Below are 13,484 nucleotides of genomic sequence, written 5' to 3'. Positions count from 1 at the left end.
GGGGCAACTGGTGCTGATCGGGAGGCTGGCGGGTCAGGCTGCCTAAGATCAAGCCAATGCAATCCTTCGCGGAGACAGGACGCTTGGCTCGAAGTTTCGCTCAACTGGCACGGTCGGCCGAACGCAGCGGCGGCGCCGTGGCGGTGGCGAAGGAGCCTCTGGAGGTTGCCCCGCTCGAGATTCACACGCTGGGGAATCAGGTGTTGCGCCAGGAGGCACGGCGCATCAGTCGGGTGGATGAAGCGGTGCGGGATCTCGCCCGCGACATGTTGCGCAGCATGTACACCGCCCGCGGGATCGGGCTCGCGGCTCCGCAGGTGGGAGTGCATCAGCAATTGCTCGTGATCGATCTCGATATCGAGAACGCCGCGGCTCCACCCCTGGTGTTGATCAACCCGGAGATCACGACCACGAGCGGATCATTAGACACCTACGAGGAGGGCTGCCTCAGCATCCCCGGTGTCTATCTCGATGTGGTGCGACCTAGCGCGATTCAGCTCAGCTACCGCGACGAGATGGGACGTCCTCGCACCATGAAGGCCGATGGGCTCATGGCCCGCTGCATCCAGCACGAGATGGATCACCTCAAGGGAGTCCTCTTTGTCGATCGGGTGAGTGATGAAGGCAATCGCAACCGTGAGCTCAAGGACCATGGTTTTCTGGCTGCTGATGTTCGCCCCCTGGTCTGAGCGATGCCGATGAAACCTCTTGCCGGCCTCTTTCTGGCTCTGGCCTGCGTGCTCGGTATCGCCGCCACCGGTTCGGTGTTTGAGCTTGCCTACGGCGATCCCGATCTTGGTGGCACCGTCACCGGCTGGATCCTGGCTCTCACTGCACCCGCCACGGTCGTCACCCTTCTGGTCGCGATTCGTCTCAACAAACCGGTCTGAATCGGATCGCCCTTTCCCGTTTCGACTTTTACGATCCGGACTAGTTCCTTCCCTCCACCGGATGGTCCGCTTCCTGCCTCTCGCCGTTGTGACCGCTCTGACGGCCGCCATCACGGCCGCCGTCAGTCCTCTCCCGCTGAGGGCGCAGGGTTCTCTGTTCACGGCAGCGCCGGTGGAACAGAGCCGATTCATCCTGGTGGCAGCACCGATCGGTAAAGGGGAGTCAGCGCAGCTCAACATCTACGAGCAGCGCAGCAGCAAGCGCCCCTGTTACTCCGTATCGGGCTCCGCCCCAGCGGTCGTCAATCCTCTGTTGGCCACCTTTGATTTCACCGGGATTTGCAATCGCTACATCGATGGCAATGGTTATTCCCTCCGCATTGGTGCTGACGACCTGGGCACCCGTTACCGCCTGTCTGTGGTGAAGACCGGTTCTGACGTGGAGCTGCTGGCGGTGCCGACCCGTGATACCTCTAAGCCCACCCTGTTGATCGCTCGTACCGGTGGGCCGGGACAGGACTTTCTGCAGTTGGTCATGGAGCCCGGCTGGCAACTGATGCGCCGTCAGTACGGCAAGAAGACCCTCGGTCACCTGTATGTCTTCCGGGAGTCCTGGCCTGATGCCGGTGAGGCATCGACCCAGCCTTGAGCTGCGGGCGAGTTGCTACATTGACGGGCTGGACAACCTTGCTTGCTGCATGACTCAGGTCACGGTCGGAGAAAACGAAGGCATCGAATCAGCCCTACGTCGCTTCAAGCGTCAGGTCTCCAAGGCCGGGATCTTTGCAGACCTCAAGCGCCTGCGTCACCACGAGACACCCATCGAGAAGTACAAGCGCAAGGCTCAGCAGCGTCGTCGTCGTCGCTGATCCGAAGCTCTGGCTTCTGATCCATTGCCAAGGCCCTGGGAGAGAAGAGCTTTTCCCACTCAGGGCCTGTTTTGCTGGTTAGAAATCAGTATTTGCACTGGTTGGCGACCCCTGAATTCCAGCACCAGACTGATGGCAGATCAGCTGGGAGTCGGTGATGGATTTCAGGTTTAAAAGCATCAGACATTGGTTCGGAGACACCCTCTCCCATGCACTTGGGAACCCCAGAGAGGAGAAGCTGCACCAGCCACCTCCGATTGGGCCACAGCCCTATCGCGATGCACCGGAAAGGGTGAAGTTCCGGTACTGACACGACCATTGGGCTGGGGCTGTGCTTCCAGCTCTTTCAATCCCCTTGTGTGTTCACCCCATCGGTCGGGGGGGTGTCGAAGCTGCGAAAGCACAGTGCTTCGCTGAGGTCGGTGTTCAGGACATGCTCGCGGTCATCCAGGTCAGCCAAGGTGCGAGCAACCCGGAGCAGCCTCAGGCCACTGCGGGCACTCAGTTGACGCTGCTCAACAATCCTTTCCCATCGTTCTAAAGCTGAAGCACTCAAGCTCCCGCTTCGCCCCAGGGCTGCGGCACTGAGAGCGCTGTTCAGGCACCCCGAGGGATTGCGCCGAATCATTCTCAGGCGTGCCTGCTGGATTCGTTCTGGACACAACAGTGGTGTCGGCTCCTGCTCTGGGGTTGGGGTCTCCACGCTGCGGCGGAGCTGCTCCGGCGGCAGCCTGTGCAACCGGAGTTGCAGATCGAGGCGATCCAGCATGGGCCCCGACAGACGGTTCCAGTAGCGCTGGCGTTCCGTTTCTCGGCACCGGCATTGGCCTCCCGGCTCGCCAAACCAACCACAGGGGCAGGGATTCGTTGCTGCCACCAGGGTGACCCGGCAAGGGAAGGCGCATTTGACCTTGGCTCGACTGAGCCAGAGGCAGCCTTCTTCGATCGGTTGGCGCAACTGGTCGAGCAGGGAGCGTGGAAATTCCGCCAGCTCATCAAGAAACAGCACGCCGCCATGGGCCAGGCTCAGTTCCCCGGGTCTGGGATTAGCGCCTCCCCCCAGCAGGGCTGCCGGCGAACAACTGTGATGGGGGGATCGAAACGGGCGGCGTTGAACCAGGCTCGCCGGTTGGGGGAGAGAGCCGGCGATCGAATGCAGCTGGGTGATCTCCAGCGCTTCTCCCTGGCTGAGCGGGGGCAACAGCCTCGGGAGCTGACGGGCCAGCAGGGTTTTGCCGCAGCCCGGAGGGCCAACCATCAGGAGGTGATGGCCACCGGCAGCCGCCAGCGCCAGAGCCTGTTGCGCCACGGTTTGTCCGATCACTCCATCCCTCGTGTCAAAGGAGTCGTCGGCCGTCGCGGTGATCGCGTTCGCCACGTCAAGGCATGGCCAGGGCTGGGTTCCCCGGAGCGTCTGCACGACCTCCCGGAGTGAGGTGGCGGCCAGCAGCCTTAGGTCGGGCACCAGGCTGGCTTCAGCGGCATTCGCCACAGGCACCACCAGCGCTCGGGCTCCTGCCGCGGCGGCCAGACGGGCCACAGCAAGGATGCCTCGGCAGGGCCTCAGGCTTCCATCGAGGCCCAGTTCACCGGCACACCAGAGATCCTTCAGCAGCGGTGCATCCAGCTGGCCGCTGGACACCAGAAGCCCGAGGGCAATCGGCAGGTCAAAGGCCGGTCCTTCCTTGCGTAGATCCGCCGGGGCCAGGTTCACCACCACCCGCACCAGTGGACCACGAAAGCCGCTGTTGCGAAGGGCTGCCCTCACCCGTTCCCGGGATTCCTGGATGGCGGTATCCGGCAGCCCTACCAGCTGGAGGCCTGGAAGTCCGGGGGCTAGGTCTACCTCCACGACCACCGGTCGAGCCTCTAGGCCGACGATCGAGGCACTCAGGCAGCGTGCCAGCATTGCAATCAAGCGGGTCAGGGGTTTAGTGCCCCACCTGTCACATCCCGGATCAGACGATGACAGCTGACACGATTTTTGCCCGCATCCTGCGTGGTGAGATCCCCTGTGATGAGGTCTACAGCGACGATCTCTGTCTCGCCTTTCGCGACATCGCCCCGCAGGCTCCGGTGCATGTGCTCGTCATCCCGCGCAAGCCGATCGAGAGTCTGCGCTCAGCTGAGGAGGCGGATGGGCCCCTGCTTGGCCATCTGCTGCTGGTCGCGGCCCGAGTGGCGAAGCAGGAGGGCCTCAGCGACTGGCGCACTGTGATCAACAGCGGTGCTGATGCTGGGCAGACCGTCTTTCACTTGCATGTGCACGTGATCGGTGGGCGTCCCCTCGCCTGGCCTCCCGGTTGAGTCCAGGGTCCGAGAGAATCAGGCGATGACAACTCTCCCCAGCAAGGTTCCTTTCGAGGCCCTGCGCCGTCAGCTCGCCAAGCTGCGCCACCTCGCGCAGCCGTTTTTCCTCCCTTTGGATCAGGCCAGCGGCTGGCAGTTCGTCTGGCTGCTGATCTCGCTGCTGTTCTGTGTCGGCGGCGTGGTGCTGCTGTTGCTAACGGGGCTGATGCAGCTGCTGGCGAAGCTGCAGCCTCTGATCACCGAGAAATATTTCGGAGGTGTGCTCAGCACCCTCACCACGATCTGGAGCGGCTGGTGGGGGTGGGGCTTCGCGACGCTGTTCCTGATCGGGGCCGCCAGCTTCCTGGCCATGCGCCAGCAGTTGCGCAACCGTCGCTGGTTGCACTGGCTGCTGCTCGCAGTGATCGTGTTGATGCTGCTGGCAGTGAACGGCATCAATGCCGGAATCAGCTTCATTGCCCGCGATCTCACCAATGCCCTGGTTGCTAAGCAACAGGAAGGCTTTTACCGGATTCTGATTATTTATGCCAGCTGTTTTGTGGTGGCATTGCCGATCAGGGTTTCGCAGATCTTCTTTACCCTGAAGCTAGGCATTATCTGGCGCGACTGGCTGTCGCGCAGCCTGATTGCAGACTACATGAGCAATCGGGCTTACTACGTTCTTAATCCAAATGATGAGCAGGCCACTGATGTTGATAACCCCGATCAGCGGATCACTGATGATACACGCGCATTCACGGCTCAGAGTCTTCAGTTCACGCTTGGGATTTTTGATGCGCTGCTGACCTTCTCGCTGAATATCTTGATCCTCTGGAGCATCAGCACAACACTGACCTTCTCGCTGTTTGCCTACGCCGCCTTTGCAACGACTGTGCTGATTGTGGCCGGTCGCAAGTTGGTCAGGATCAATTTTGATCAACTTCGCTATGAGGCCGATTTTCGCTATGGCCTGGTGCATGTTCGCGACAACGCCGAGTCGATTGCCTTTTATGCAGGCGAGAAGCCTGAGCAGGAAGAGACCCAGCGCAGACTCGGTTCTGTGGTGCGCAATTTCAATCTGTTGATCATCTGGCGGGTGGTCATTGACGTGATGAGGCGGTCGATTGGTTATGCCAGTAATTTCTTCCCGTATTTGGTGATGGCGGCGCCCTACTTCGCTGGCGAGATCGACTACGGCGGATTCATTCAGGCCAACTTTGCTTTTGGCATGGTCGAGTCCTCGTTATTTTTCGTGGTCAATCAGATTGAAGAGCTGGCCCAATTCACAGCGGGTATTACTCGTCTTGAGGGCTTTCAATCCAAAGTGGAGCAGGTCAGTCAGCAGGCTCCGGATGCAACCGGCGCCACCGTGCGCGACCGCGATTCGATCTTGGTGGACCATGCCGATCTGGTTCCCCCTGGCGCTCGGACCCCGATCATCCGCGACCTCACCCTCAGTGTTGGTGACACCGACAAGCTTCTTGTGGTGGGGCCCTCCGGCTGCGGTAAAACCTCCCTGTTGCGCATGGTGAGCGGGCTCTGGTCTCCCGAGCAAGGACGGATCGAGCGTCCCCCGACAGGGGACCTGCTGTTCATTCCTCAGAAGCCCTACATGCTGCTTGGTTCCTTGAGGGAGCAGCTCTGTTATCCCACCGATGAGGCCCGCTTCAGCGATGACCAGTTGCGGGCTGTGCTTGAGCAGGTGCGCCTGCCTCAGCTGGTCAGCCGCTATCCCGATCTGGATGTGAAACAGGACTGGCCCAGAATTCTTTCCCTCGGCGAACAGCAGCGTCTGGCCTTCGGCCGTCTGCTGCTCAATGCTCCGCGCTTTGTCGTCCTCGATGAGGCCACCAGCGCTCTCGATGTGAAGACGGAGGAGCACCTCTACCAGCTGCTCATCGACAGGGATCTGGCCTTCATCAGCGTCGGGCACCGACCGACTCTGCTCAGCTTCCACGACACGGTTCTGGAGCTGATTGGCAATGGCGACTGGCGTCTGATCCCCACGGCCAGCTATGACGTATCCCAATCCTGATCCGGCCGCATGACCAGCAGCAGCACTGAGCAGACCTCCAAGGACTCCGCTCCCGGACAGGCCCCAGAGACCAGTGCGACCACCTCGGATGTTCCTGCCTTCGGGTGGAGCGCCTATGCGGAGCGCATCAATGGTCGTTTCGCCATGGTCGGTTTCGCCGCGGTGCTTCTGGTGGAAGCGATCAGCCACGACACCTTTCTGCGTTGGGCAGGTCTGGTGCCCTGACTTGATCCATCAAGCTCCTTGCTCCCAGGCATGCCCACCGTGGATGCAGGGCTTCTGCCTTTAGGGCCAGGGGATTCAGGGCAATGGAATGAGATCCACCTCCCAGCGGCCGCCGCGGCTCACCTGCACGGCAAGTAGCTTGCCTCTCCCGTCCAGGCTCACCTGGCGAGGAACTCCTCGCGGATTGAGCTCCAGTTGTTGCATCAGGCCGAGCGAGCGGCGGTAAAGCATCAGTTCCGTCTCTCCATCGCGCTGGCGCACGAGGGCGAGGCGCTCTCCGTCGCCGCTCAGGCTGATGCTCACCGGCTGGGCATCGGCCCGATTCAGGCCTGGCGTTGGAGTTGGCTGACCACTGCGCAGGTTGATCAGCTCGATCCGCTCCCTGCCGCTCCGGCTGCTCAAGGTTGCCAGCCATTCTTGAGCAAGGCTTGGATCCCTTCGGGCTTCACCACTGGAGGCGAGACGGCCATTCAGATCCGAGAGTGGACGGATTCCATCCGGGCTACAGGCGCTGAGCATCAGACCAGCCATGCAGCAGCAGCCTGCCCTGATCCAGTTCATGGTGTCGCTCCTGCTGGATCGCTCAGCCGCTCACCTCCTGGCCGTTCGGGTTCGAGAGTGCCGCTGAGGTCGAGAAGCTCCACCCTCCAGCGCCCCTGATCGGCCACCTGAAGGGCGAGTCGTCTGGCATCGGGAGCCAGGCTGAGGCGGATCGGATCACGGTTGCCGGGAAGGCGGATTGGATGGGCACGGCCCGTGAGTCGATCCTCGATCAGGGCCATACGACGGCTGCCCCGTTGGGTGATCACGGCTAGATAACGGCCATTCCAGCTCAAGGACGGGGAGCTGTGGGGCTGATGCCGATTGAGGTGGCGCAGAGGAATCAGGCCACCCCCGCGACGATCACGCAGCTGAACAGTCGGGCGTCCGTTCTGGTCGACGATGACGGCAAGCAGGCTGCCATCACCGCTGAGGGCTGGCTCCAACTGCTGACGGTCAGCGAAGCCACCTGGTGCTCGCTGGGCCCTTGGCGCACAGGCGCTGATCCAGGGACAAGTCATCAGCATGGCCAGGATCAGGGGGAGCCTGGGCATCAGGGGAACCTGGAGAGCAAATGGTGGCAATCCCCCTGGGGATCAGTCGTCGAAACGGGAGCTGTTGTCCCGCGGACGGGAACTGCGGGGGGTGGGCCGCTCAGCGGATGGTGGGTTGGCGGCTGGAGAGGTGGATGTTGGGTTAGGCCGAGCCGTTCCTGTCCGAGGGGAGGTTGATGGGGCTGAATCAAAGCGATTCGAGCCTGTGGCGGCCTGGTTGCGGGACTCACCCAGGGAACCGGGACGCCGAGCGGGGCTGGCATTGTCAGCCTTGCTGAAAGAAGCCTCCTCTGGGGCTGCTCTCATGCGGCCTGCGGCTGGAGATCCGTCACGGGGACTGGCTGCACTGGGCCTGCTCCCCCGTCGTTGGTCCTGGCGTTGGCTGCGGCGCTCCCCAAAGCTGGAGCGTGAGGGGGCGTCGTCATCATCGCGGCGTCCAAACCTGGCCATGCGCCGCTCGCGCTCGGAGTCTTCGGACCAGCCGCCGTCAGCTTCATCCCGGCCGCGGCGACGGCTGGCTGCTTGTTCCGGGATGGCAGCACGGGATGGGCGACGGGGTCTGTAGAAATCACGTTCAGCGCCGTCGTCATCCATGCCGTCTGGCTCGGAACCGCGGAACCGTCGTCTCAGCGGTTGGGGCTCATCAAACCGGTCGTAGCCCGGATCAAAGTCACCGCGGAGACCACCGGCTGGGCCGCGGGACGGAGCAGGCTCGTCGTCGAAGTAAGCCGATCTCCTGGCCTGTTCTGTTGAAACACCGCGGAGACGAACGCTTTCGTAGGCAAAAAAGACGGTTGTAGCAGCCAGGAGAAACTGACCGAATTGCAGGATCGGATCCAGTCGCCAGCCCTGGAAGAAGAGAATGCCGCCGCATAGCAGCCCGATCGCTGCGAAGAAGACGTCGTAGTCCCGCGCAAGCGCAGGTTTGAAGGAGCGCATGAAATAAAGAAGCGCACCACCCACAGCCAGCACGATGCCGACAATGCTGGCCCAGTTGAGACTGGCATTAACCACTGATTGGCCCCCTGGCGACGGCTGGCTTCAGGCTGAAGACCAGCCGAATTCAATCCAGTCTACGAACTGCGTCAGGGGGGATCAGAGCTTGCGGTCGACCTGATCGGTCTGGCTCAGAAGAAAGAGGCCAATGCTGGCAGGGATGACCACGATCACGGTGCCCCACACGAGGCTGCTCAGAAAGTTGGCGAGGGAGGGGGTCATGTCGGAGCGGACGCGATGGCCTTGCTCTGAGGATCCTAAGGATCACAGGTCGCTTTCTACGATGGGCGGCCGGATGCTTTGAGCTTTGTGACGCCGCTCCCCCTCGCCATGCTGCCTGCCGTCCATCTGGTGCTGGGGGTCCTGCTGGCTGTTTGGACCCTGATGTTCCTGGTGCGGATCGTGCTCACCTGGTATCCGCAGATCGATTTGAAGGCCGGGATGTGGCCTCTGGTGGCTTGGCCCACTGAACCTTTGCTGTCAGCGACTCGGCGGCTTGTGGCACCGATCGGCGGTGTGGATGTGACCCCTGTGATTTGGGTGGGCCTGCTCAGTCTTCTGCGTGAGCTGCTTGTGGGTCAGCAGGGCCTGCTCTCCCAGGTGATGCTCCATGCAGCGGCAGCCACTGCCTGAACGGTGAGTCCAGGGCTCAGAGCATGTCCTGTTCGACGAATTTGGTGTGCACGTCTCCGCGCTGGAATTCCGGACGGTCAAGGAGGCGCAGATGAAAATCAACAGTCGTGGGGATCCCCGTCACGGCACATTCGTTGAGCGCCCGTCGCATGCGCTTGAGTGCGCTCTCCCGATCAGGGGCCCAGATGATCAACTTGCCGATCAGAGAGTCGTAGAAGGGGGGGATGTCGTAGCCGGTGTAGACGTGGCTGTCGACACGAATGCCTGGCCCGCCCGGTGGGAGCCAGCCCGTGATGCGTCCGGGAGCCGGGCGGAAATTGTGGTTGGCGTCCTCAGCATTGATCCGGCACTCGATCGCGTGGCCGCGCAGCTGAACCTCTTCCTGACGCACGCTGATTGGCTCACCGCCGGCGATGCGCAGCTGCTCCGCGATCAGGTCGATGCCAGTCACCATTTCTGTGACGGGGTGCTCCACCTGAATGCGGGTGTTCATCTCCATGAAATAGAAGCCACCACTGCGGTCGAGCAGGAATTCCACGGTTCCTGCGCCCTCGTAGTTGATGCTGCGGGCTGCCGCCACCGCCGCTTCGCCCATGCGTCGGCGTAGATCGGGATCCAGGGCCGGGCTCGGGGCCTCCTCTAGCAGCTTCTGATGACGCCGCTGGATGGAGCAGTCCCGTTCCCCTAGATGCACCACGTTGCCGTGACGATCAGCGAGGACCTGCACCTCCACGTGCCGGGGCCGGTCGATGAATTTCTCCATGTACAGGCCCGGATTGCCGAAGGCCGCCTCTGCCTCCCCTTGGGCCGCTTTGAAAAGTCCAGGCAGCTGCTCGGCATCCATTACCAGGCGCATGCCGCGACCACCACCGCCGGCGGTGGCTTTGATCATCACTGGGTAGCCCATGTCCGCTGCCAGTTCGGCGGCTTCCTCTGGGGTCGACAGCAGGCCCTCGCTGCCTGGCACCGTGGGCACCCCGACGCGCTGCATCGTGGTTTTTGCCGTGGACTTGTCACCCATGGAACGGATCGCATGGGGGGAGGGGCCCACAAAAGTGATGCCGTGATCCCTGCAGATCTCAGCGAACCGATCGTTCTCCGCTAGGAAGCCGTAGCCAGGGTGGATGGCGTCGACCCCCCGCGATGTGGCCGCCGCAATGATGTTCGGAATATTGAGGTAGCTCTTGCTGCTGGCCGCCTCACCGACACAAACCGCTTCGTCGGCGAGTTGCACGTGCAGGGCGTTCCGGTCGACCGTGCTGTACACAGCCACGGTGGCGATTCCAAGCTCCCTGCAGCTCCGGAGGATCCGGAGGGCAATCTCGCCGCGGTTGGCGATCAGCACTTTGCCGATGGGCATCCCGCAGCATCCAGGCCAGGGCGGATCGTATCAGCGCTCCTGACCGGATCTTCTTCGGAGTGCTGGGAATGTTGTGCGAACCCCGAGCCGGTATGATCTTTCCTCGACGCGACCCGAGAGGTCGAGTCAGCCACGCGGATGTGGTGGAATTGGTAGACACGCACGTTTGAGGGGCGTGTGGCTTCGGCCTTGCGAGTTCAAGTCTCGCCATCCGCATTTCTCTTCACAATCTGGCCAGCACCGGTGTCGCCCTTGCCTGAGTTGCCGACCGGAGACGCCACGCTGTCCATCGTGTTGGTCTCCAATGGCCCTGGGGAGCTCACCACCTGGGTGAGACCCCTGGCAGCAGCTCTGCATCGCTCGATGCTGCTTCGCCCGCGTGCTGGGGCCTCACCGATCAGCCTGCGCTTGGTGCTCGTGCCCTGCCCGAATGCCACCGGCAGCGAGGCGGAGGTGGCGCAAGCCTGGGGACTGTTTGACCGCATCACCAGCGCGGCTCAGTTCTGGTCTCTGTTACTGCGTCCGGGGCGCTTCGGGCCCTGGGCGTCCCGCGGGGTGGTGGTGTTTCTGGGGGGGGATCAGTTCTGGAGTGTCTTGTTGTCGGCTCGGCTCGGCTATCGGCACATCACCTACGCCGAATGGGTGGCCCGCTGGCCCCGCTGGAATGACCGGGTGGCGGCCATGGGGCCCGAGGTTCGTTCCCAGCTACCCAGACGCTTCCGTTCCCGTTGCACGGTGATCGGGGACCTGATGGCTGATCTCTCCAGCCACGCCCGGGAGCAGGAGCCCCTCCCGCCAGGGGAGTGGCTGGCGCTTCTGCCGGGGTCCAAGCAAGCCAAGTTGTGCGTGGGGGTTCCCTTTCTGCTTGAGACCGCCGACCGACTGGCTGTTTTGCGCCCGGGTTGTCGCTTTCTGTTGCCGGTGGCGCCGACGACTAGCCCTGAGGAGTTGCTGCATTTCGCAGGATCCAGCAATCCGATTGCTGCCTGCTACAGGACCTCGATTGCACAGATCATCGATCCCTCTCCAGCATGGTCCGGCCGCAGCCTGGTCACGGGAGCGGGCACCGTGATTCATCTCCATGAGGATCCACCCGCCCATGGCCCCCTCAGTCAGTGCGCCCTGGCACTCACCACCGTGGGTGCCAATACCGCTGAGCTCGGCGCCCTAGGGGTGCCGATGCTTGTGTTGGTGCCGACGCAGCACCTGGGCGTGATGCAGGCCTGGGATGGTTGGCTCGGGCTGCTGGCGCGTCTGCCCGGCTTACGCCGATGCATCGGATGGTTGCTCAGTGCCTGGCGCCTGCGCAATCATGGCTTTCTTGCCTGGCCCAACATTTCAGCGGGGCGTCTGGTGGTGCCTGAACGGGTGGGTGCGATCACTCCGGAAGCCATCGCCCGGGAGGCGGATGAATGGCTGGCCTCCCCAGAGCGTTTGCAAGGGCAGCGAGACGACTTACGCAGCCTTCGTGGCCAGCCAGGAGCGGTCAGGGCGCTGGCCGCAGAAATTCGTGAGCTGCTGCCCAAGGCGCTGACCGACTAGGGTCTGGCCGCTTTCGTATCCAGCCCCCATGACCGCCGGTGACCGCCTTGAGCGCAGCGCTGATGAGTGGCAGGCGCAGCTCACCCCTGAGCAGTTCCAGGTTGCTCGTCAGGGGGGCACAGAACGGGCCTTCACCGGCGCCTACTGGAATCACAAAGCTGATGGCCTGTATCACTGCGTCTGTTGCGATGCGCCCCTGTTCAGCTCTGAGACCAAATTCGAATCGGGAACTGGTTGGCCCAGCTTCTGGGATGGGGTGACCAGTGGCGCGATCCTGACGAAAGAGGATCGCAGTCACGGCATGGTGCGAACGGAAATCAATTGCGCCCGTTGTGATGCCCATCTGGGCCATGTGTTCAGCGATGGCCCCGCACCAACTGGATTGCGCTACTGCGTGAACAGCGCCTCGCTGCAGTTCAAGGATCGGGACTGACCGTTACCAGGGATCCTCAAGCTCCTCTCTTGGATCTGCGGGTTCCCGAAAGCGCTCGTTGGGCTCGATCGGCTCGACATCGAGGGGGTCGCCGATCGGGTCAACCGCCCGACGCGCCGCTGGACGGGGCCTGGCCGAAAAGCGTTCAACAGGCTCCGGCTCCGGTCCTGGTCTCTCTTCCTGCTCCAGCCGTCCGTAGCGATCCTGTTCATCCCAGCGTTGCGGTTGTTCGTCGGGATAGGCATCGAGATAGCGCTGGGGCTGCCGTTGCTGCTCGTAGCGGCGCTCGTCGATTTCCACATAGTCGAGCTCTTCCTCTGGAGCGAAGGTCTCTGCCCGGGAGGCCTCCAGCCGCCGCTGCTCCTGTTCGTTCGCTTGGCCTGAGGTCAGCTGGTTCTCGACGGGAACGACGTTGACGCGGTAGCGCTCCCGTTCCTGTTCCTCCCAGCTGGGACCTCCAACCCCAAGCTTTTCGAGGAAGCCACTGTTGAGTTGCTTGAGCTTCTCTTCGGCGCCCTCATAGACAATGATTCGGTCGGCACCGCTGCTGACGATTTCCTCCACCGGAATCTCCCAGGTGCTGAGCACCCCCTCCCCGAGTAGAGGAACCCCGAGAGCACCCATCACGAGTGTGGTGAGTTCGCCGGTTTCGATGTCGAACGAGAAGCCAAGCACGCGGCCCAGCTGCTGACCGGATTCTGTGATCACCTGGCAGTTGATCACCCGGCTGTAGCGATCCGGCTGAAAGGTTTCGCTGAGGGAATCAACGGAGTCGACGAGGATCACGTCGCCCACCTGACGGATCCGGTCTAGGGGCATCCAACGGGGAAGGCCAGGCAGAAAGCGGGTCAGGGGGTTGTCCCGCAGGCCTAGGGCCACCACCTCACGGCCATCGATGTCGACGATCACCTCACCGACCACCCCAAGACGGCGGCCCGTGTCGCGGGTGATCACCTGGGTGCCCATCAGTTCAGAACGCAGCCACAGCCGGTCGCTGGGGACTCCAGCACCGGGCACGATGGCGCCGAGAGGGTCGTTTGGGGATGGAGATGCGCTCAAATCCTTGCCCAGTCCTGGCGATTCATTCCGGTCATTTTGACGCAAGGGGACACTGGCGG

General features: G+C 62.5%; 17 protein-coding genes and 1 tRNA gene. 11 read left to right on the top strand and 7 right to left on the bottom strand.

The window, feature by feature from the left end; genetic code table 11:
* Nucleotides 1-83 precede the first annotated feature (83 nt).
* From def to rpsU, 4 genes are all read left to right on the top strand, one after another.
* Nucleotides 84-689, top strand: a complete 606-nt coding sequence (gene def, locus H0O21_RS01590; protein ID WP_131595012.1) for a peptide deformylase — start codon at nt 84-86, stop codon at nt 687-689.
* Between the two features lie 3 nt (nt 690-692).
* On the top strand, nt 693-890 hold the full coding sequence (locus H0O21_RS01585) for a hypothetical protein (protein ID WP_131456669.1): 198 nt from the start codon (nt 693-695) through the stop codon (nt 888-890).
* 61 nt (nt 891-951) lie between these two features.
* The gene (locus H0O21_RS01580; RefSeq protein ID WP_185190156.1) at nt 952-1,539 is read left to right on the top strand and encodes a DUF3747 domain-containing protein; all 588 of its coding nucleotides are present in this window, start codon (nt 952-954) and stop codon (nt 1,537-1,539) included.
* 49 nt (nt 1,540-1,588) lie between these two features.
* Nucleotides 1,589-1,759, top strand: a complete 171-nt coding sequence (gene rpsU, locus H0O21_RS01575; protein WP_006043142.1) for a 30S ribosomal protein S21 — start codon at nt 1,589-1,591, stop codon at nt 1,757-1,759.
* Between the two features lie 346 nt (nt 1,760-2,105).
* Here rpsU and H0O21_RS01570 read toward each other — a convergent pair whose 3' ends face one another.
* A complete protein-coding gene (locus H0O21_RS01570; RefSeq protein WP_185190155.1) occupies nt 2,106-3,668 on the bottom strand; it encodes a YifB family Mg chelatase-like AAA ATPase in 1,563 nt (520 codons plus the stop codon).
* Between the two features lie 56 nt (nt 3,669-3,724).
* Here H0O21_RS01570 and H0O21_RS01565 point away from each other — a divergent pair, with 56 nt between their 5' ends.
* The 3 genes from H0O21_RS01565 to H0O21_RS01555 are packed head-to-tail and all read left to right on the top strand — an operon-like array spanning nt 3,725 to nt 6,308.
* Nucleotides 3,725-4,066 carry a histidine triad nucleotide-binding protein gene (locus H0O21_RS01565; protein ID WP_131456675.1) on the top strand — a complete coding sequence of 114 codons (342 nt, stop codon included), beginning with the start codon at nt 3,725-3,727 and terminating at the stop codon, nt 4,064-4,066.
* 25 nt (nt 4,067-4,091) lie between these two features.
* The gene (locus H0O21_RS01560; protein WP_131456677.1) at nt 4,092-6,083 is read left to right on the top strand and encodes an ABC transporter ATP-binding protein/permease; all 1,992 of its coding nucleotides are present in this window, start codon (nt 4,092-4,094) and stop codon (nt 6,081-6,083) included.
* 9 nt (nt 6,084-6,092) lie between these two features.
* Nucleotides 6,093-6,308 carry a chlorophyll a/b-binding protein gene (locus tag H0O21_RS01555; protein ID WP_185190154.1) on the top strand — a complete coding sequence of 72 codons (216 nt, stop codon included), beginning with the start codon at nt 6,093-6,095 and terminating at the stop codon, nt 6,306-6,308.
* Between the two features lie 75 nt (nt 6,309-6,383).
* Here H0O21_RS01555 and H0O21_RS01550 read toward each other — a convergent pair whose 3' ends face one another.
* From H0O21_RS01550 to psbX, 4 genes are all read right to left on the bottom strand, one after another.
* A complete protein-coding gene (locus H0O21_RS01550) occupies nt 6,384-6,869 on the bottom strand; it encodes a hypothetical protein (RefSeq protein ID WP_185190153.1) in 486 nt (161 codons plus the stop codon).
* On the bottom strand, nt 6,866-7,402 hold the full coding sequence (locus tag H0O21_RS01545) for a Tol biopolymer transporter periplasmic protein (protein WP_255441073.1): 537 nt from the start codon (nt 7,400-7,402) through the stop codon (nt 6,866-6,868). The genes H0O21_RS01550 and H0O21_RS01545 overlap by 4 nt, the downstream gene beginning before the upstream one ends.
* A gap of 42 nt (nt 7,403-7,444) precedes the next feature.
* Complete coding sequence (locus H0O21_RS01540) at nt 7,445-8,416, bottom strand: Ycf66 family protein (protein WP_185190152.1); 972 nt, start codon at nt 8,414-8,416, stop codon at nt 7,445-7,447.
* 81 nt (nt 8,417-8,497) lie between these two features.
* On the bottom strand, nt 8,498-8,620 hold the full coding sequence (gene psbX, locus H0O21_RS01535; RefSeq protein WP_130129943.1) for a photosystem II reaction center X protein: 123 nt from the start codon (nt 8,618-8,620) through the stop codon (nt 8,498-8,500).
* An 87-nt stretch (nt 8,621-8,707) separates the two neighbouring features.
* On the opposite strand from psbX, the gene H0O21_RS01530 reads away from it, so the two are divergent.
* Nucleotides 8,708-9,031, top strand: a complete 324-nt coding sequence (locus tag H0O21_RS01530) for a YggT family protein (RefSeq protein WP_236629675.1) — start codon at nt 8,708-8,710, stop codon at nt 9,029-9,031.
* Between the two features lie 16 nt (nt 9,032-9,047).
* On the opposite strand, the gene accC is transcribed toward H0O21_RS01530, so the two are convergent.
* A complete protein-coding gene (accC, locus tag H0O21_RS01525) occupies nt 9,048-10,391 on the bottom strand; it encodes an acetyl-CoA carboxylase biotin carboxylase subunit (RefSeq protein WP_131456688.1) in 1,344 nt (447 codons plus the stop codon).
* Between the two features lie 134 nt (nt 10,392-10,525).
* Between accC and H0O21_RS01520 the strand changes: the two genes are divergently transcribed.
* The 3 genes from H0O21_RS01520 to msrB all read left to right on the top strand — a co-directional run bounded on the left by H0O21_RS01520 (nt 10,526) and on the right by msrB (nt 12,366).
* Nucleotides 10,526-10,607, top strand: a tRNA-Leu gene (locus H0O21_RS01520).
* 27 nt (nt 10,608-10,634) lie between these two features.
* On the top strand, nt 10,635-11,933 hold the full coding sequence (locus H0O21_RS01515) for a glycosyl transferase (protein WP_370523070.1): 1,299 nt from the start codon (nt 10,635-10,637) through the stop codon (nt 11,931-11,933).
* A 28-nt stretch (nt 11,934-11,961) separates the two neighbouring features.
* Nucleotides 11,962-12,366 (top strand): peptide-methionine (R)-S-oxide reductase MsrB, encoded by a 405-nt coding sequence (msrB, locus tag H0O21_RS01510; RefSeq protein WP_185190151.1) that lies wholly within the window; start codon nt 11,962-11,964, stop codon nt 12,364-12,366.
* A gap of 3 nt (nt 12,367-12,369) precedes the next feature.
* Here the strand turns inward: msrB and H0O21_RS01505 are convergent, their stop codons facing one another.
* Nucleotides 12,370-13,425: a PRC-barrel domain-containing protein gene (locus H0O21_RS01505; RefSeq protein ID WP_370523069.1), complete on the bottom strand. Its 1,056-nt coding sequence runs from the start codon at nt 13,423-13,425 to the stop codon at nt 12,370-12,372.
* Nucleotides 13,426-13,484: the final 59 nt, after the last annotated feature.

The organism is Synechococcus sp. HK01-R, assembly GCF_014217855.1.
Taxonomy (GTDB): Bacteria; Cyanobacteriota; Cyanobacteriia; order PCC-6307; family Cyanobiaceae; genus Synechococcus_C.
Note: the sequence above shows the minus strand (reverse complement) of the source record. Positions and strands in the feature narration are given on the sequence as shown.